The 20155-nt window shown below is 53.6% G+C and carries 14 protein-coding genes; 6 read left to right on the top strand and 8 right to left on the bottom strand.

Annotated elements, in window-relative coordinates; genetic code table 11:
* The first annotated feature begins 134 nt into the window (after positions 1–134).
* The 3 genes from SH287x_RS11180 (at position 135) to SH287x_RS11170 (ending at position 7118) form a co-directional block, all read left to right on the top strand.
* Positions 135–2693 carry an ATP-dependent Clp protease ATP-binding subunit gene (locus SH287x_RS11180; RefSeq protein WP_479514394.1) on the top strand — a complete coding sequence of 853 codons (2559 nt, stop codon included), beginning with the start codon at positions 135–137 and terminating at the stop codon, positions 2691–2693.
* A 445-nt stretch (positions 2694–3138) separates the two neighbouring features.
* Positions 3139–4347, top strand: coding sequence for a PQQ-binding-like beta-propeller repeat protein (locus SH287x_RS11175; protein WP_479514393.1), 1209 nt, complete (start codon positions 3139–3141; stop codon positions 4345–4347).
* 299 nt (positions 4348–4646) lie between these two features.
* Positions 4647–7118, top strand: a complete 2472-nt coding sequence (locus SH287x_RS11170) for a DNA gyrase subunit B (protein ID WP_479514392.1) — start codon at positions 4647–4649, stop codon at positions 7116–7118.
* Between the two features lie 363 nt (positions 7119–7481).
* On the opposite strand, the gene SH287x_RS11165 is transcribed toward SH287x_RS11170, so the two are convergent.
* Positions 7482–8312, bottom strand: coding sequence for a response regulator (locus SH287x_RS11165; protein WP_479514391.1), 831 nt, complete (start codon positions 8310–8312; stop codon positions 7482–7484).
* A gap of 391 nt (positions 8313–8703) precedes the next feature.
* On the opposite strand from SH287x_RS11165, the gene SH287x_RS11160 reads away from it, so the two are divergent.
* Positions 8704–9240: a YraN family protein gene (locus SH287x_RS11160; protein WP_479514390.1), complete on the top strand. Its 537-nt coding sequence runs from the start codon at positions 8704–8706 to the stop codon at positions 9238–9240.
* A 60-nt stretch (positions 9241–9300) separates the two neighbouring features.
* Here the strand turns inward: SH287x_RS11160 and rimO are convergent, their stop codons facing one another.
* From rimO to SH287x_RS11125, 7 genes are all read right to left on the bottom strand, one after another.
* The gene (rimO, locus tag SH287x_RS11155) at positions 9301–10734 is read right to left on the bottom strand and encodes a 30S ribosomal protein S12 methylthiotransferase RimO (RefSeq protein WP_479514389.1); all 1434 of its coding nucleotides are present in this window, start codon (positions 10732–10734) and stop codon (positions 9301–9303) included.
* 93 nt (positions 10735–10827) lie between these two features.
* Positions 10828–11385, bottom strand: a complete 558-nt coding sequence (locus SH287x_RS11150) for a Uma2 family endonuclease (protein ID WP_479518698.1) — start codon at positions 11383–11385, stop codon at positions 10828–10830.
* Positions 11386–11554: 169 nt separating this feature from the next.
* Positions 11555–12184, bottom strand: coding sequence for an adenylate kinase family protein (locus SH287x_RS11145; RefSeq protein ID WP_479514388.1), 630 nt, complete (start codon positions 12182–12184; stop codon positions 11555–11557).
* 221 nt (positions 12185–12405) lie between these two features.
* Positions 12406–13014 carry a 30S ribosomal protein S4 gene (rpsD, locus tag SH287x_RS11140; RefSeq protein WP_479514387.1) on the bottom strand — a complete coding sequence of 203 codons (609 nt, stop codon included), beginning with the start codon at positions 13012–13014 and terminating at the stop codon, positions 12406–12408.
* Positions 13015–13182: 168 nt separating this feature from the next.
* Positions 13183–13680: an SET domain-containing protein-lysine N-methyltransferase gene (locus tag SH287x_RS11135; protein WP_479514386.1), complete on the bottom strand. Its 498-nt coding sequence runs from the start codon at positions 13678–13680 to the stop codon at positions 13183–13185.
* Between the two features lie 127 nt (positions 13681–13807).
* A complete protein-coding gene (locus SH287x_RS11130) occupies positions 13808–16291 on the bottom strand; it encodes an NfeD family protein (protein WP_479514385.1) in 2484 nt (827 codons plus the stop codon).
* A 280-nt stretch (positions 16292–16571) separates the two neighbouring features.
* Positions 16572–17615, bottom strand: a complete 1044-nt coding sequence (locus tag SH287x_RS11125) for a zinc-dependent alcohol dehydrogenase family protein (RefSeq protein ID WP_479514384.1) — start codon at positions 17613–17615, stop codon at positions 16572–16574.
* Between the two features lie 242 nt (positions 17616–17857).
* On the opposite strand from SH287x_RS11125, the gene SH287x_RS11120 reads away from it, so the two are divergent.
* Together SH287x_RS11120 and SH287x_RS11115 are read left to right on the top strand one after the other, a co-directional pair.
* The gene (locus tag SH287x_RS11120) at positions 17858–18943 is read left to right on the top strand and encodes an NADH:flavin oxidoreductase/NADH oxidase (protein ID WP_479514383.1); all 1086 of its coding nucleotides are present in this window, start codon (positions 17858–17860) and stop codon (positions 18941–18943) included.
* A gap of 74 nt (positions 18944–19017) precedes the next feature.
* Positions 19018–20043: a zinc-dependent alcohol dehydrogenase family protein gene (locus tag SH287x_RS11115; RefSeq protein WP_479514382.1), complete on the top strand. Its 1026-nt coding sequence runs from the start codon at positions 19018–19020 to the stop codon at positions 20041–20043.
* Positions 20044–20155: the final 112 nt, after the last annotated feature.

Raw genomic sequence — 20155 nt, 5'->3', positions numbered from 1 at the left:
CGACGAAACTATCGCCGTTTGGTACATAAGCTGCTGTTTCACCAAGTTCCTTCACAAGACACGCTGTGCATCGACGGAATTGTTTCCAGAATAATGGCATCGGAGTCTGAACCCTCCACTGTTGGAGAATCGCCGTGTACGAACGTTTTACTGATCGCGCCCGTAAAGTGATGCAGCTGGCCAACCAGGAGGCCCAGCGGTTCAATCACGAATACATCGGAACCGAGCATATTCTTCTGGGGCTGGTTAAAGAAGGCTCGGGCGTCGCTGCGAACGTTCTCAAAAACCTCGATGTCGATCTTCGCAAGATCCGCCTCGAAGTTGAAAAGATCGTCCAGAGCGGCCCGGAACTTGTCACCATGGGCAAGCTCCCGCAGACACCACGAGCCAAGAAGGTGATCGAATATGCGATGGAAGAGGCCCGCAACCTCAACCACAATTATGTCGGTACAGAACACCTCCTCCTGGGACTGATCCGGGAGCAGGAAGGTGTTGCCGCTCAAGTGCTGATGAACCTCGGACTCAAGCTGGAAGATGTCCGCGAAGAAGTTCTCAATCTTCTGGGTCATGGGATCGAAGGGGGCGAAGGCACCAGCGAGCGCGGCAATCCTGCCACAGCCGGTGCAGGCGGCGGCGGTGGTGGCGCGACCTCCACAAAAGGTTCAAAGAGCAAAACCCCCGCGCTCGACAGTTTTGGTCGGGATCTGACCGAATTGGCTCGTCAGTCAAAGCTTGATCCCGTGATCGGCCGAGAGAACGAAATCGAACGAGTGATTCAAATCCTCTGCCGTCGCCAGAAGAACAACCCTGTTCTGCTGGGCGAAGCCGGCGTGGGTAAGACCGCTATCGTCGAAGGTTTTGCTCAGATGGTGGTCGATGGCTCGGTGCCAGAACTGCTCCGCGATAAGCGAATTGTGGTTCTCGATCTGGCCATGATGGTGGCCGGGACGAAGTATCGCGGCCAGTTTGAAGAACGCATCAAGGCCGTGATGAACGAAGTGAAGCGTGCCAAGAACACGATTCTGTTCATCGACGAACTTCATACGCTGGTTGGGGCTGGTGGTGCAGAAGGAGCGATCGACGCTTCCAATGTGCTGAAACCCGCTTTAAGCCGCGGTGAGTTGCAGTGCATTGGTGCCACCACTCTTGATGAGTACCGCAAGTACATTGAAAAAGACGGCGCTCTTGAACGTCGCTTCCAACGCGTGGATGTCGAGCCGCCAAGCGCCAGTCAAACGGTGGAAATCCTCAAAGGCTTGCGAGATCGGTACGAGCAGCACCATCGCGTGCAGATCACCGATGATGCACTCGCTTCGGCTGTTGAGCTGTCAAATCGTTACATCACTTCGCGCTGCCTGCCCGACAAGGCCATCGATGTCATCGATGAAGCCGGTGCCCGCGTGCGGCTGAAGTCAATGGTTCGACCCCCCGATCTGAAGGAACTGGAAGACGAAGTCGAGCGTCTGAACCAGGCCAAGGAAGAAGCGGTTGCCAATCAGGACTTCGAGAAAGCCGCTGCCCTGCGCGATCAGGCAGACAAGCTCAAGAAGAAGAAGGAAAACCTTAACCGCGAATGGCGGGAAAAGTCCAAGGAAACTGACGGTGTCGTCGATGCGGAAGTCGTGGCGGAAGTCGTCTCCAAGATGACCGGCATTCCCCTGACACGGCTTTCAAGCGAAGATGCGGTTCGTCTGCTCCAGATGGAATCCGAGCTTCACAAGCGGGTTGTCAGTCAGGAAGAAGCCATCAAGCAAGTGGCGAAAGCTGTGCGTCGCAGCCGTTCGGGATTGAAAGACCCCAAGCGGCCGATCGGTGTGTTTCTCTTTGCTGGCCCGACCGGTGTGGGTAAGACGTTGACGGCCAAGACGCTGGCTGAATTCATGTTCGGCGAGCAGGACGCGCTGGTTCAGATCGACATGTCTGAGTACATGGAGAAGCACAACGTCAGTCGCCTGATTGGTGCTCCTCCCGGTTATGTCGGATATGAAGAAGGTGGCCAGTTGACGGAGAAGATTCGTCGCCGGCCATACGCGGTAGTGCTGCTCGATGAAATCGAAAAAGCTCACCCCGATGTCTTCAACATGCTGCTGCAGATCATGGAAGAAGGCCATTTGACCGACAGCTTTGGTCGGAAGGTGGATTTCAAAAACACGATCTTCATCATGACAACCAACGCAGGAGCCAAGGTGATCAGCCAGGGGAACACGTTCGGCTTTGGCAAGCAGGACGAAGACTCCAGCTACGAACGCATGAAGCAACGCTTGATGCACGAGATCGAAAACGAGTTCAAGCCCGAGTTTCTGGGACGTCTCGATGAACTGGTCGTCTTCCGTCCGCTGACCCGCGACCATTTGAAGTCGATCGTGGATATCGAGCTTTCCAAGGTTCGCCAGCGTCTGGGCGAAAAGGGGATGCAACTGGTCATGACCGACGAAGCTCGCGAGTTCATCGTCGAGAAGGGAAATGCGACCGAGTACGGTGCCCGACCGCTTCGCCGTGCTGTGGAAAACTACATCGAAGATCCTCTGGCGGAAGAATTGCTCAAGGGGACATTTGAGGGTCAAAACCGCGTGACGGTGGTGGTGAAGGAAGTCGGTGACATTAAGCACCTTGAGTTCGATTCGTCCATCTCTGAACCAGAGCCTCAGTTGGCCCTGGCTGCGGAAGCCTCCAGCGAGCCAGCCGCTCAGTAGTAAAAGTCAACGGGTTTGGTGATTGAAGATCCGCGGGATGTTACCAGCAAATCTTCAATCACTGGCCATCGGATCTGTTTAACGATCTGTGAAACTCAAAGAAGTCCGGCTTGGTCTCATTGATCGGGTCGGACTTCTTTTTTTGTTACAGGTGTTTTCTGAAATGCTCTGTCGTCTAAAGTCGTTTACTCTGTCAACCAGGGGTTGATTACCGCCAGAAATCTGATGACGATCATGCGTGCCATGTGACAGTGCGTCCTATGGCACGCATGTTGTATTGTTGTCTTCTCTGGTGTCATGAATGATGATTTTCTTCGCTGCTTGCCTGAAGTTATTCGTCCGGATCAGAACCGCCTCTATTGTGCAGAACCGATCGCGCAAGAAGGGCGGGTTGCAGCCGCTTCACGTCGGTCTTGCGTGTTCAATCTCACGATTCACCGGGGTCATGCTGTGTGGATCTGTGGTGCTGGCCAATGGTGCAAAGGCTGAAGATTGGCCCCAGTTTCGTGGGACAAGCGGGCAAGGGATCGGTAGTGCAGCCAAGCTTCCTCTGGAATGGGATGAAGAGAAACATATTGGCTGGGTCACGACGATCCCCGGTCGAGGGTGGAGTTCGCCCGCCATTCGTGATGGACGGATCTGGCTGACAACCGCAGTGGACGATGGCCGCCAATTGCGGGCTATTTGCGTTGATTCCACCTCGGGCCAGGTGCTGCACAATGTGCTGGTCTTTAAATTAGATGATCCTGGTGCGATCCACTCCAAAAATTCTTATGCGTCGCCGACGGCCTGGGTCGAAGAAGAACGGGTCTTTGTCCATTTTGGATCCCATGGGACAGCATGCCTCAGTTCGCAGGGGGAGATTCTGTGGAAAACCAAACTGGCCTATGATCACCGCCATGGCCCCGCCGCTTCGCCCGTGTTGGTCGACCAGTTCCTGATTATCAGTTGCGACGGTGATGATCGTCAGTTTGTTGTGGCTCTCAACAAAACAACGGGTGAGGAAGTCTGGCGGGCCGAACGAGAAGGCCGGATGGCCTATTGCACGCCGCTGCTGATTCAAGTCCCTCGCGAGAAGGGGCATTTGCAATCACAGATCGTCTGTCCGGGGGGAGAGTGGGTGATTGCCTATGATCCCCCAACAGGTAAAGAGTTGTGGAAAGTGCGTTATCCCAAAGGGTATTCGAATGTCCCCCGGCCAGTTTTTGCGGGCGGGTTAGTCGTGGTGTCATCGGGATATAATACGCCCGTCGTTTATGCCATCGATCCGACGGGAGATGGGGACATCACCGACACCCACGTTCGCTGGCAGATGAAGCGCGGCGCGCCGCTGAATCCGTCGCCAGTCGTTGTTGGTGATGAGATTTACTTCGTCAATGACGGAGGGATCGCGACTTGCGTGGATCTCCAGACCGGGAAAGTCCATTGGCAGCAGCGGATCCCGGGGAACTATTCTGCGTCCTGGGTCTATGCCTCGGATCGTCTGTATGTGACCAATGAAGCGGGAGTGACGACCGTCCTCAAGCCGGGAAAAGAGTTTGAGGTCTTGGCCGAGAACACCCTCCCCGGCCGCACTCTCGCCACACTGGCACCCTCAAAGGGCGCCATTTTTTACCGCAGCGATGAAAAGCTGTATCGTATCGAAGAAAACTGAGTTGGCCCATCTCTGCTCCAATCTTCCGATACCAGGTGCCAGGCCAAGAGAATGAACCCATAAGTCTTTTGCCTGAAATCAGTTGCACAACTCCTTCTTGGGAAATTGCCATCTGGCAATCTCGCTTCCTGCGGAATCATTCTGGCTGGCTTGGGATCATAGATTTTAGGATGGCTGGTGAGCATGACGGAGTGTCATTTCTGCCCCATTTCGGGTAACATCTGAGATGTCGAAAACTCTTGGTGCGCAGAGGATTGCGCCGGAGTCATCGCGCAGTCTTTATCAATCGGGAGTGACCGTTGTCTGACGCCGCCGAGACACCTACCCATTCCGCTAGCGAATACAGCGAAAAGAACATCCGGGCACTGGAAGGGATCGAGGGGATTCGCCTTCGTCCCGACATGTACATCGGTGATCGCGGCACCCGAGGTTTGCATCACCTCGTCTTTGAAGTGGTCGATAATTCGATCGACGAAGCCGTTGCAGGCTACGCAACGTGGGTCTCTGTGAAAATCAATGTCGATGGGAGTGTTTCGGTCATCGATGATGGCCGGGGAATTCCCGTGGGTGCCATGGCTGATCAGGGTGGAAAGTCGGCATTGGAAATTGTGCTCACCAAGATTCACGCAGGTGGTAAATTCGACCGGCAGGGGGGATATAAGACAGGCACTGGTGGTCTGCACGGTGTGGGGATTACCGCCGTCAATGCGCTCAGTGACTGGCTTTCCGCCGAGATCCGCCGCGAAGGTCATGTCTGGACGATGGACTTCGCCCGCGGTACCCGCACCACGGAACTGACAAAGCTGGGCCTGGCTGAGACCACCGGCACCAAGATTACCTTCAAGCCCGATGGAACAATCTTCACCGAAAGCAAGTTTGCCTTTGATGTGTTGGCCAAACGCTTACAGGAACTGGCGTTTCTAAATGCGGGCATTCATATCAAGCTGCACGACGAACGTACCGATCAGTCCGAAGACTTCCATTATCCTCTGGGATTACTGGAGTTTGCCAAACACCTGAACCGCACCGAGACCACACTCTATTCCGACATCCTCTCCATCGACGGAGAGACTGACGGCGTCAAGGTGATGGTCTGCCTCCAGCACAATGATGGTTTCAGTGAAACCGTCCGTGCGTTTGCAAATAATATTTACAACATGGAAGGGGGCACGCACCTGTCGGGCTTCCGTTCTGCTCTCACACGGGCCATCAACAATTATGGCAAGCGTGAGAACCTCTTCAAAGATGTCGATACGACTGGTGACGACTTCCGCGAAGGTCTGGTCTGCGTGATCGCTGTCCGTGTGCCTCACCCGCAGTTTGAAGGACAGACAAAGACGAAACTGTCTAACGGGGAAGTCGAAGGGATCGTCAATTCCATCGTCTTTGAAGGACTGACCAAGTACTTTGAAGAGAACCCCGGGATTGCTAAAAAGATCTGCCAGAAGGGAGCCATGGCGGCGGAAGCGCGTGAAGCGGCCCGTAAATCGCGCGAGATGGTTCGCCGCAAGGGAGCGCTGACATCAGGTGGCTTGCCGGAAAAGCTGCGGGATTGCCGGAGTCGTGAATTAGGAATTACCGAACTTTACCTAGTGGAAGGTGATTCGGCCGGTGGATCGGCTGATACCGGACGCGACTCCAACACTCAGGCGATCCTTCCCCTTCGTGGTAAGATTTTGAACGTTGAGAAGGCTCAACTGGTCAAGATCCTCGATAATGCTGAAATTGCAAACCTCTTTAAGGCCGTCGGCATTCCTCCGATGGCTGAGTTTGAAGATGTCTCCAAGCGGCGGTACGGCAAGATCATTCTGATGACCGATGCCGACGTCGACGGCAGCCACATTCGCACACTCCTGCTGACCTTCCTCTTCCGTCACATGCGTGCTCTGGTCGAGCATGGTTGCATCTATATCGCTCAACCGCCGCTCTATCGCGTCATTCAGAAGAACAAGACCCGGTACGTGCAAACCCACGACATGATGATGGTTGAACTCATTGAACTGGGGATGAATGAGTCAAAACTCATCGATCCTCTGGATGGGTTCTCATTTGAAGGCGAAAGCCTGCGGCGAGTGGTCGAGCTCATGCGTCGACTGGCTGAACCGCTGGAACTGCTTGAACGCCGGGGGATTTCGCTGAAATCGCTTGAACCGTTGGTTAACACGGCTCACAAACTGCCCCAGTACCGGGTGACAATTGGCCGCAGTGATCAATGGTTCCATTCTCGTGAAGAAGTGGAAACCTTCCTACAGGCTGAAGCGGCCAAACGCGGTGCCGAACTCAACATGGCTGACGAGGATGTGCAGCCTGTGGCAGCGAATGCCAAACTCACCGAAGGGGCCGCTCAACTGACGGATATCCATGAGATCCGTACATTGAACGACGTTCTGTTTGACCTGCGCGGCTTAGGCATCCAGTTCAAGCATCTTGTGCCTTTTGGCATGAAAGACGGCGAACTCGTTTACCGGTTCCAGATTGTCCAGGGAAAGAGCACCATCAAACTGCAAAGCTTGCGTGAACTGCTCGAAAAATTGCGGTCACTGGGTGAAGATGGTCTGACCGTCACTCGCTTTAAGGGACTAGGCGAAATGGACGCGGAAGAACTTTGGGATACCAGTATGGATCCTGCCTTCCGAACATTGCTTCAGGTTCGGATGGATGACGCGGCTGCTGCGGATGAAATGTTCCGTGTCCTGATGGGCGATCAAGTGGAACCACGCCGGGAATTTATTGAGAAGCATGCCCTCGATGTGAAAGATCTCGACGTTTAACGGTCATTCAACCTGACGTTTGAACTGTGAAATATCAAAAGGATCCGGCGATGGTTGCCAGCCATTACCGGATCCTTTTTTCGTGATTCCCTCTTTGGTTTCGCTTGCCCCTTGTCTCTGGCTACTCAGGTCGATTGAATATCGCCAACTGAGCCACCTCTCGTGGAAGTGGGTACCAAGATCAAACGCCTGATATGCAACTGAAACGAAAGTGACCTACTAATAGTCCTGACGCAAATCGCTTAAGGTGCAATCCCTCTGGTGGGTTGCGCAAAGCCTTAACTCACCCTACATAGATACATAGCTACTATATGGTTGCGGGCAAGTCACGCGATCTGCCGGAACAAGGGGGCGTGCCACTTTTCAGCTTGCGTCTCGTGGCAGGATCATGTCTTGATGCCAGTACTGGTTCAAACCCACCATCAACCGGTTGAACTTTTCCATATCCAGGGGCTTGGTGAGATATCCCTGCACCTGAAGGCGTTCTGTCTCCAGGAATGTCGCTTCATCAGTCGACGCCGTCATGATGACCACGGGGATCGAACGAAACTCAGGGTCTGAACGTAACTCGCTCAGGATTTCTCGCCCGTCTTTTCCAGGAAGGCCAAGATCCAGAAAAATGAGATCTGGTCGCGGGGCTTTCTGGAAGATACCTGCCTGACGAACAAAGTCGAGCGCCTGCTCTCCATCTGTGACCCAGGTGAGGCGGTGCCTCAAATGACTATTTTTCAGCGCACCGATGGCAATGCGTGAGAACATTAAACTGTCTTCGACCAGCAGAATCTCCATCGGGCGGCCGACAGTTTCACTATGAATCATCTGGCCTCCTCGTGAATAAACGGCTTGACGACTCAATCTTCGCGCAGGAGATGCCTGAGGAGCAAGTGAGGACTTGGCAAAATGAGCAGGTTTCACCAGATTTCGTGGGAGGGAACCCTCCTGTAAACGTAATCGGGATTGCTTCTCCCATAATCGCTCAACGACATGATCCAACTGGGCAAAAGAGGCTCCATGCAGCCATGCCGACGGCCCCCAATGAACTTGACGATTTTCATTGGTGGAATCGCAGCGGAGGTTCAGAGCCTCAAGAGTTGGACTGACCATCACACATTCTGCCTGAGCCGTAAAGACCTCTGGTTGTGGCGGAGCTTCGTGATCCTGGTCGTCAGTTTCGAGTCGATAAGTGTCAATCATTAGTGCACCATTGCAGCGAGCCGGCTGCCTGGGATTCTGCGAACTCAAAAAGGAAAAAGAAATCTGCCAGGAATCTGGCCTTGAAATGATCTGCAAGCGTGAGCATTGTGTACGCGTGTGATCTTTTCTTCAATCGTCTGTGAAAAAATCTCGAAGAAGCCAGAAATGTGTCCTGCTCATCGTTTTAGCTTGCCAGACCACCAAAGCATGTTCGCCACACTCACAGAGAAAAACGAACTCCAATAACCATCAGGGGTGAGCCGCCCCTTACCACTCAGTACCGGCCAATTCCTCAACTATTTCAGAGACAATCCACGACAGCCAGACACGTTCACAGAAAAGAAGTTCACTTCACCCTCTTACTGATGACTTCTTAAGAAAGGATGTCCTGTTGAGTACAAACGACCAGACAGGACATCAAAACAGGCCCAATGAACGGGCGGTTCAGAAACCGGGCGGAGCCGTTTTTGATATGCGCCGATTCATCAGGGAATGGTCGTCTGTCGTCCAAAGCTGGCTGGGTTCACAACTTCAACGAGCTTCCCTCATCAGTCCGACCAGAGGCGTGGTTTCCTTAGGGACACGAGGTGAACAGCTTGCGGAAAAATATTTGCGCCAGAAAGGCTGGAAAATCCTGGCGAGAAATTTGAAGACCCGCCTGGGAGAGATCGATCTTCTGGCAATTGATCGAGAAACGGTGGTCTTTGTCGAAGTGAAGACGCGATCATCAGATCGATGCGGACGCCCGGAAGCAGCCGTCGATCGGAAAAAGCAAAAGCAGCTTTCACGAGTCGCGACCAGTTATCTTAAGCAGCAGGGCTGGCTTCATCGCAGGGCACGCATTGATGTCGTAGCGATTACCGGTGAGCCGGGAAGTGACAGCTGCCAGCTAAGGCATTTTGAAAATGCCGTCTCGACAGATACCTGACGGCGCAACAAGTGCCTTCTTCCAATATGGCCGCAACATGAATCTGTACCGGTGGGAATTTTATTCTGTGGCGGTCGATAAGCTGGCTTCTTCCATCACAGCAACAGCGCGGAGGTCGTAACCGTCTCGTGCTGTAATTTCTACGGGAACCATTTGTCCTGCCTTCAGCCCTTCCCCCGTGACGAAGACGTTCGCGTCGATATCGGGAGCGTCGAAGAAACAGCGGCCCACCCAGGTGGTGTCATTCAACTTGCGATCAAGAACGGCATCCAGTTCATAACCCATCCATTGATCAGCAAAAGCGAACGCATGTGGCTGCTGAATCTCCATGATCTTGTTCTGCCGTTCCAGCTTCAGTTCTTCAGGAAGATGGTCGGGCAGTCGGATGGCGGGTGTCCCTGGTTCATAAGAGTAGGTAAAGGCGCCCAGGCGAGCGAAGCGGCCTTCATCCACAAATTCACAGAGTTCCTCAAACTGCTCCTGGGTTTCTCCGGGGAATCCCGTAATAAACGTGGTGCGAATAGTCAGGTTGGCAACTCGGGATTGTAATTTGTCGAGCAGGTCAATCGTTGCGGCTCGGTTGGTTCGCCGCTGCATCCGGCGAAGCATGGTGTCGTTTATGTGCTGCAAAGGCATATCAAGGTAAGGCAGAATTTTGGCTGAGCCGGCAATGGTGTCGATCAGTTCGTCAGTGAAGTGGATCGGGTAAAGATACATCAACCGGATCCATTCGATACCGTCGACTTTCTCCACTTCCCGAAGCAGTTCTGCCAGCCGCACGCGCCCATAAAGATCAAGGCCATAGTAAGTGGTGTCCTGCGCGACCAGAATCAGTTCTTTAACCCCATCTGCGGCTAGCCCGCGAGCTTCCTCAATCACCATTTCAATGGGCTTGGTGATGTGCTTGCCACGCATTTTAGGGATCGCGCAGAAGGTACAAGTCCGATCACAGCCTTCCGAAATTTTGAGATAGGCAAAGTGACGCGGCGTAATTCTCAGGCGGTCGCGGTCATCCATGGCGCGGATCGGAGCCGGACGAAAGACTTCCCGCTGCTCACGAGCACCACCGATCATGCGGTCGGCCACACGACCAATTTCTTCCCGGCTGAACACGCCCACGACATGGTCAATGTCAGGAATTTCCTGCAGGAGTGTCCCGCCCATTCGTTCAGGAAGGCAACCCGCCACGATTACGCCGCGCGTGGCACCTTTGGCCTTGAGGGCCAGCATTTCCCGAATGACAGATTTTGATTCTTCGCGCGCACTGTCAATGAAGCCGCAGGTGTTGATCACGACAAAGTCGGCCCCCGAGGGATTCTGCACCAGTGAGTAACCATCCTGGGCGAGAGTCCCCAGCATCCGCTCGCTATCCACAAGATTCTTGGGGCAGCCCAAGCTGACGAAGGCGTAGGTTCCTTTGGAATTTGTCTGTGGGTCACTGGTGACCATCGGCAGACTGGGCGAGTCGGTGAGAGAAATAATGGGCAGCTGCATTGTCTGGTTCATTTCAACGAAATTCTATTCATTACGAGACAATGAATTGAGGGGAGCGAATGACTCACTCAGGCGCTCAACCATTGCGTGGCGTTATTCAAAAAGGCTGCCCACATTGACTTCAAAACCCGGCAGAATGTCTGGAAATGTCAGCCGGTCGGTGCTGTTCAAAATCGTTGCTTCATTGTCAGCCGAGTAGATATGCACATGCTGCGAGTCGGGATCAATCACCACAATAGTCAGCACATTGGCATTCAAATATTCAGCCACTTTTTGCAGGATGTCTTTCCAGCGATCACTTTTGGAACGAATCTCAATCACCAGTTCAGGGCTGGCAGGCCAATACCCCTCTGGCAATGAGCCAGCCGGGATCCGTTGGTAGCTGTAAAACGCGATATCAGGGCCACGCACCGTATCGGGATCATGTTGGGTAACAACCCCCGCATCACCACCGACGACTCGGCCAAGGTTGTTCTTATCCACAAATGACCATAAAAGCGCATTGATCCGGCTTAAGAAATAACCATGCGATGTGAACGGACGATTCATCTCGACGATTCTCCCGCACACTAGTTCCGTCAATCGGCCGTCGTTTTCGAGTCGCCCATATTCTTCCGCAGTCAATAATTTCGAGCTTAGCAGCGTTGTCATCATTGACCTTTCCCCCGCGAAACCGGCTCACTTTTCGTGTTTGCATCGATTCTATCGAAACACAGACCTCAGGGAAACCACCTCTTACGGCAAGGGAAAGCGTCATTCATTGAGGATTGGAGTCAGAAACGCGTGATTCGTTATTCTAAATAAAGAGTCCCTAAGAGCTTCAGTCGTCCTGATTCTTTAACGTCTCAAGCCAAGTGGCCTGGACGGGAATCAGAATCTGTAGGATGTCAGACAAGACTTTTGAGGGCCGCTGTAGGGCATCGACATAGGCGACTTGATCAGGCGGGTAACAGTTGATGACCGGGTCGCTTTCCCGCTGATAGATCTCAAAACGGCGACGAATAACTTCTTCCGAGGCGTCATCCGCCCGATTATCACGAATCGCCCGTCGCTTGATGCGATCGATCATCTGCTCTTCATCGGCACAAACCAGGTGCACGACTTTCAGAACATTGATCGTTGATCGCAGGATCTCAGCCTGCATGACTGTGCGGGGAATGCCATCCAGAATCAGCAATTCTTCCGGTGGGCGGAAGCGGGAAACAGCGATATGGCCCAGGAGTGCCTTGTTCCAGACACGAACAGTCAGTTCGTCGGGAACCAGTTCCCCGCGCGAGCTGAAGTCATAAATTTCCTTGCCCTCGGGCGAACGGATATTCAACGAGCGGAAGACATCTCCGCAGGCCAAATGAAAGAATCCCGGAATTTGTCCGAGAATCGTTCCTTGCGTCCCTTTGCCCACACCGGGAGCGCCAAACAGCAGAATCGTGGGGTAGCTATTATCACTCATAGAAAAGTTCAATAAATGGGACTGTTGAATTGCTTCTCTGGATTTCACTTAACACCTGACCCGCTGGCCGGGAGGAGTCATCAAAACCAGAAGCATGCAGCATCATACGAAGAACCCCTCGAAGGCAACCTCCGAGGGGTTCTCAAATATTTGATTTCCTGCTATTGGACTTCCCGTTGTGAAATCGAGTTGATCGTCAGGCAAGTCTGTTATTCGCGAAATTATCGCGACATGAGAGCCACAACGAGACCGATTTCCACTGGAAGACTGATATCAGTGGCTGTTGGGAGAGCGATGACACGAATCTCAAACCCTTGCCGATCAACAGCCAGCCAGTCGACCGAAGGAAGCGAAGCGCTTTCCACAAGGTCGGCATAGAGAGCCTTGACATTCGGACGATTACGCAGGGTGATCACGTCACCTGGCTTCACGAGGATCGACGGAATGTCGACGGTGTGGCCATTGAGCTGGAAGTGACGGTGCACAATCCCTTGTCGTGATTGCATACGGCTCTTGGTAAAGCCAGCACGACGGATGATATTATCGAGGCGGCGTTCGCAAGTCAGGAGAAGGAATTCTCCTGTGTTACCACGCTTGCCACGAGCGATTTCAAAGTATTTACGCAGCTGTGCTTCACGCAAGCCGTAATAATACTTGATCTTTTGTTTTTCAAAGTGAGCCGTACCGTAAGCCGAAAGTTTACGACGGCGTTCAGCCATCCCTGGAGGATTGGCACGACGCTCAAGAGCGCGAATTGCTCCCGCGTTTTCAAAAACGATGGCGCCCAGTCGACGATTCACCCGTCCCTTAGGACCCGTATAACGACCCATGCAGAAAGCTCCTACACGACCAAAGTCGTGCGCACCGAATACTCTGACAAATTTCGCCGGAAGTCACGAATAATGGCGACTGATCTCGCAATCGTCAACCATACAGGGCTAATTGAACTCAATCTCTTGCATGAAAAGCCAGGACGGACAAAAGAAGCACAACCTGTTTCACACACGAGCTTTATGTGTTTTCGCGGCTGTTTTCTTGGTTGCTGCCGCCTTTTTTTCTCGTTTCAGAAGTTTGGGTAATTGTGCCGGATCAATAATCCACCCCCGACATTCGGCTGCTCCGCAGAGGCAGGGGATCGCGCCAACAATGTCCCAGGCATAGTCAATTCGCACCTCATCGCCCGTACTAATATCGGCAATGGCCTCAACAGTGACCTCCGTTGGCCCGGGAGTTCCGTCTTTGTAAACCGTCTCTTGCAAATAAAGTTTGGCATTGGGCACACAGCAGTGATTCATGTATCGGAAGGGGCCACGCGGTTCGAGCGAACTGACGTTATCTCCCAGGTCGATACAATAGGACGACGTATACTCAGGATCGTTGATGACCTTCCCTGTCACTTTCCCGATCAACGTGCCCTTGGGAATGTCACAGATGGCGAAGACGGCTTTGCCATAAGAAACTTTGCCAACACGAACAATTTCATACCAGGCGGGCATCGGGAAACTTTCTGTGCCGCAAATTGAGATACGGGCAACGGTGGCAGAAGACGTTCTGACACAACGAGCGGGCATTCTGCTCCAGACGATCAGAAGTTCCAACTCAGTCACGAGCGACAGAGAAATATTAACCGGGCGTCTCTTCGATGGGGCGCACGATAATGCGAACTCCATCCGCGGAAATGACCTGAACCGGGGTTCCCAAAGGCACAAACCCTCCATCGCTCACAACATCGAGTGTTTGCTGGCCGACACGGGCCTTTCCCGAGGGGCGCAACATTGTGGTCGCCACGCCCCTAGCTCCAACGAGATCAAGATGGACAATGGCAGCGTCTGCTGTATGCCGTAATCGAGGCCGCCCGACCATTTCCATGGCCGCTGCACCACCGGGAGGAGCGAGAATCATCGAATCCATCCAGGGCAAGCTGGGCAGATACTTGCTGACAAAATAGCCAAAAATCATGACGCCGGTCATCGCGGCGGCAATTGTGCCCAGTCCATGGGCCACGTTCATGGAAGCCCCCCAGAAGTCGACATGGCGGAACGATTCAATCGCCATCACCAGCGAAGCCAGCACCAGGAGTATGCCGGAAATTCCGGTGACTCCAAAGCCCGGCACCACAAAGACCTCCATGAGAATCAAAGCCACTCCCAGCACAAACAAGGAGACTTCCAGCCATCCTGCCGTTCCTCCTAGAAACGCAGCCCAGAAAAAGAGGGTAAAACTCGTGGCGGAAACGATGCTCAGCAGCCCCGTGAAGAAATGGGCTTCTAGATAAAGTGCCCCCAATGCGACCATCAGCAGAAAAATTTTCATCGGCGTGGTGTTGAGGATAAACACCAGCGAGTCGACCCAACTTGGTTTTACAGGAACAAGCCTTAAGTCGGCAGGAATCCCCAACTTCTCTTTCAACGCGTTCAGGTCAGTAACCACTCCGTCGGCGAGCTTTAATTCGACCGCACGATTAGCGCCCAGGGTCAGCACCATCTCACCACGAGTTTCTTCCAGCTGAGGGCCACGTTCCCAAAGATCAGATGACGCTTCGGCTTCCTCTTCTGTCATGAACCAGACCCGGCCTGTGGCTTTTTCACTCATCCGGTAGACACGGGTTCCGCGGTCGGCCATGGCGGCTGCAATCGCTTCCGGACGCCCTTTCTGTTTGGCCAATGCCTGCAAAGTGGCTCGAACAATCGTCATGACTTTGTCTGGTGCCCGTTCAAAAGCTTCACCAGGGCGTGCCTCCAAGGGCAGAACATCACCAAACTTGGCGCCTGGTGCCATATAAATTTCGTCACAGCCCATAGCCACCATGGCGGCTCCACTGATCGCATGGCGAGGAACCCAGGCAATGGTGCGAATCCCTGCTTCTGAAAGACTTGCGACCTGTTCAGCCAGTTCCGAACTGACGGTCGTCAGCCCACCCGGCGAATCGATCTCAACAATGAGTGTCTCGACGTGATCCGCTTGAGCACGCGCAATCTGGCGACGAAGAAAAGTCCCATTCATCTGATCAATGGGGCCATCCAACCGCACGATTCCCACTTTTTGCTGTTCATTCGTGGGGCGCAGTCTCATCGACTCTTTGGGCAGTTGATAAAGCTCTGCGACTTGAGATTTGTTCTCGGCTGTTTGTGTAACAATCATGCCCCAGTTTCGCAGTGTTTCACCACTGAATCGTCCCACCAACCCCGCCTCTTTGAGACGTTGTGTTTCATCAATCACGGCTTGAGTTGCCTGCAATTGTTTGAGTTCTTCGGCATCAACAAACCGAACATCCGCACCACCACCAGCATCAGCCGCATTTCCCCGGCCCAATTGCACGCGCCACAAGACGGCTTCGCGTGAGGAAAGGCTCGTTAAGACTGCTTGACTGATGCGAGGATTCACGCGGCGCGTGGCAATCAGTCGCAATAACTGTAAATCCTCTTCGGGAAGCTTTTCACCCCGTCCCAAATCCCCCAGTTCGGCATTGGGAGCCATCACGACATCCTGGCAAGCCAATGCGATCATTGCCTGACGACCGGTGAGTGTCTGTGGAATCCACGCCACGAAGCGAACACGCGGCGTCTGTGCAGACAGAAGAAACCGCACCAACCCCTGCACCTGATGGGGTGGACTCACGCCGGGGTCGATTTCCAGGACAAGAACGGCTGGACGATTTTCCGCACTCGCTGTGACCTGAAGCTGTTGAGCCACGCTGGTAATCTGGCTGTAAATCGCATCGTTCACGGGAGCGCCGACCGTCACAAACTGCCCCAACGGCAAGCGGTTGACAGTGTCTTTAGGGGCAGGAACACCAGTATCTTTAGAGGCAGCGGTTGCAGTCTCTTGAGAAGCAGGAACGGCTGGGTTTTCAGGAGCGGGAACTGTGGGAGCAACCGGCTTTTGATCAATGGCCTGCTCACCTGACTCTCTGGGAGGAGCCGCAGGCTTTTCATCAGCCACCGCTGTTAACGCCCGCGTGTCTGACGCGGGAACAATCAGGCACAGTATCAGCAGCCAGGTCGCAAATAAGAAATGGCTGACTCTCAGCGACCGGGAGCAACCTCGCGCGTGGCCGCTGATCCAGCGAATAGAGGCCATCGAGTCACCAGATGAACTCGCGCGCATAGACACTGCTCCTCAGAGCCAGGGATGCTGGCTGTAAACCATTCGACAGGACAATAGACCCTGGCAATTCCTCTTTCAGCGACTCACTTGTGTGAATCACGTCTCAGGCAAGAAGTACCTGTGGAAGAGGATCGCCAGGGACTCTTCTGAGATTTCTGCACACTTGATTATAGCCCATCCAGCAACACAAAAGGAGATCCCACATGGGAAAGATTTGGCTTTGCGGATCTCGTGCGAGGGAACACCCAGCACAATGGAACCTCCACAACGATTTGCCAGATTATCGCGACCCCAACGTCAGCAGCACTTTACCGGCTTTGCCACGTTCTTCCGAAGCTCGGATCGCCTCCTTCACCTGATGTAGCGGGAATGTCGCCCCTACTTGGGTTTGGAGAATCCCCTTTTCCTGAAGTGACTTCAAAGTGCGGATCAGTGGTAATTTTTCCAAAAGGCTCATCCTGGCCATGACCTCTCCCAGCCAGAAACCTTGAATGCTGGCTCCGTATGTCATCAATGAACGGGGAGAGACAACAATTGGCTCATGAGAAAGCGTTCCGTAGAGCACAATTTTCCCCGAAGGGCCGAGCATCCCGGCCAAGGCCGAAGTGAGCGAGCCACCGACGGGATCAATCGCATAGCGGATTTTCCTGTCCGGCAAATGGCGCGCCATTTCCTCCTGCCAGCAAGAGGGTTTGAATTCCGCAGCCGATCCTTCTTGCCCTTGAGGAGCAGAATCTTCATGGCAGATCAGTGCGACATCGCCGCCGGCTTTGAGAACCACCTCCCGAGCCTTTTCGGATCGAACGAGGTTCAATGTCTTGAAGCCATAGTGCTGGCTCAAGGCAATGACCATCTGACCGACGGCCGAGGCGGCAGCCGTCTGAACCAGCCACCCCCCTTTGGGAACTTTCAGAATTTTTTGCGTTAAAAGCAGTGCCGTCGCCGGGTTCACAAAAAAACTGGCCGCCTGCTGAGCCGACAGCTTCTTCCCCACGGGAATCACACTTTTGGCAGGGACATCAATCTGCTCTGCCCAAGTTCCCCCATTGCCCGCCAGCACGGCCACACGCTGGCCCACAAGCCAGCGGCCATACAGCCCGGCATTGGCTGATTTCACAATCCCTGCCCCCTCATATCCAATCGGTGCAGGTAACGTGGGGTGTTTGGTGTAGCGACCTTGTATTGTCATCAGATCTGATGGGTTCACAGGAGCTGCCTCCATGGTGACCCGCACCATTCCCGAGGCCAGTTTCCCCGGCGTCAATTCTTGAACCTGCACAACATCGTCGGGATTGCCGAAAGCGTTGAAGATCGCTGCCTGCATGAATTCATCCTTCCCTGGAATTCGCCACACTCATCAATGCCATGAACCTGATCGATGGGCCATCATCACCAACGCTGGCTGCCGGAACAAGGACATAACTTAAAACCGGCCAATTCCACATATGTGACTGCTTGCATTTGATAAGAAGCGTGTAAGACCTTCTTAATGGGTCTGGTAAATGTCGTGCATTGGGTGTCAAAATTCTGTCACCGATAAATCTCTGATCAGAAAGTGAAGATTGCATGAGCCAGTTGTTCAGCCCCTATTCGATAAAAGACGTGACATATCGGAACCGGATTGTGGTTTCGCCCATGTGCCAATACTCCTCTGAAGAGGGACACGCCAATGATTGGCATCTGGTGCATTTGGGAGCCAGAGCGGTCGGCGGCGCTGGGCTGATTATTGCTGAAGCAACGGCCGTCTCCCCCGAGGGGCGTATCTCGCCGTTTGATGCCGGATTGTGGACTGATTCGCAGATTGAACCTTTGCAACGGATCAATCGTTTTGTCAGTCAACATGGAGCCATTCCCGGGATTCAGATCGCTCACGCCGGTCGCAAGGCAAGTTCTGATAAGCCCTGGAAAGGAGGCCAGCACCTCAACAACAATGAAGGGGGCTGGGAGACGATTGCTCCTACGAATGAACCCTTCGGTGCGGAACTTCCCAAAGTCCCTCGTGCCATGACGATTGAAGAGATTCACCGGGTGCAGGCTGATTTTGTCTCAACCGCGAAACGATCTTTGGCGGCTGGCTATCAAACGCTGCAGCTTCATTTCGCACATGGCTACCTGGCGCATGAGTTTTGGTCGCCACTGGTCAATAAAAGAACTGACCAATACGGTGGTTCGTGGGAAAATCGTGCTCGTTTCATGTTGGAGACGCTGGACGCGGTTCGCGCCGTCTGGCCTGAAAACCTGCCTTTGATGGCCCGCTTGTCGGTGACCGACTGGATCGATGGTGGCGCCACGGTCGACGAATCCATTGAGTTGGCCATCGCCTTCAAGAAGCGTGGCCTGGATCTGCTGGATGTGAGCCACGGTTTCATTACTCCCGATATCTCACACGTCCCTTGGGGCCCCGGCTTTATGGTTCCCATCGCCGAACAGATTCGTCGAGCTGCCGGTCTCCCTGTTTCTGTGGGTTGGATGATTTCTGAACCACAACAGGCCGAGAACGTGATCGCGAGCGGTCAGGCCGATCTGGTAATGCTGGCTCGCCCCATGCTTTCTGATCCGAACTGGCCTTATCATGCAGCCAAAGCTCTGGGAGTGACAGCCCCGATGAATATACTTCCCGAGCAATACGCGGGTGCCTTGAAGCGGGGTTAATCCTGCTTCAAGTGTTAATTAACGATCGAGACTTATTTCATTCACATCAGATGGCATCAGAGCATAGGCACACCATGAGCACGATCGACGTTTACGAATTCTCTCCTTCGGCGGACAGTTATCATCTGGAGCGGAAGCAACGCCCCTTGCATCCGCTGGGGCCGCTGGAAGTGCGGGTCGAAGTGAAGGCCGTTTCTCTGAACTACCGCGATCATATCATTCTTAAGAATCTGGCCAATCGTCCGGTTGGCGGCCGAATTCCCTGTTCGGATGGAGCGGGTGTTGTGGTGGAAACCGGGCGTGATGTCACTCGCTGGAAAGTGGGTGATCGTGTCATGGGAAGCTTCTTTGCCACCTGGCAGGACGGCCCATTTCTGATGGAATATCACCAGCATGATCTGGGTGGCACGGTTGATGGCATGCTGGCAAAAGTTGTGACGTTGGCCGAGTCGGCACTGGTCGCAACCCCGGCTTACCTGAATGATCTCGAAGCGTCGACTTTGCCATGTGCCGGATTGACAGCCTATCAGGCGTTGTTTGTCCGTGGTGAATTAAAAGCGGGGGAAAGCGTGTTGTGCCTGGGGACAGGCGGTGTCTCGATCTTTGCACTTCAACTGGCAAAGGCGGCGGGCGCTCATGCCTATGTCACCTCCAGTAGCGATGCCAAGCTGACTCGTGTAAAGACCATGGGAGCGGCAGCGACGATCAACTATCGTGCCTATTCGGAATGGCAGAAGGTCGTCCTGGATTTAACCGGCAAGCGAGGCGTTAATCACGTGGTGGAAGTCGGTGGCCCAGGCACGTTCGAGAAATCGATGCAGTCTGTCGCTGCTGGCGGACACATCGCGTTGATTGGCGTACTGACAGGCTTTGGCCCACCTTCTGCCAGCCTTTTCCCACTGGTCGTCAAAAACGCCCGGCTCAATGGTATTTATGTCGGCAGCCAGGCCATGTTTCAGGAATTCAAGACCTTGATGGAGCAGCACCAGATCCACCCGGTGATTGACCATGTTTTTGACTACAACGACGCCTCCAAAGCGTTTGCCCATTTAGCCTCTGCGTCACACTTTGGGAAAGTCGTCATTAAAGTTTCGGAATAGCAGCAAATTCTTTTTTTCAAACAGCGTTGGCTTAAAACCCTAAAGCCAGAATTCTCTATGACACCTATGGAAAAGATGTTTATCGTCTCCATGGGGAATCAAAAACAGGGCA

Source organism: Planctopirus sp. SH287 (assembly GCF_056500625.1).
The sequence above is the reverse complement of the archived record's forward strand: the minus strand, read 5'-3'. Positions and strand labels throughout refer to the sequence as shown.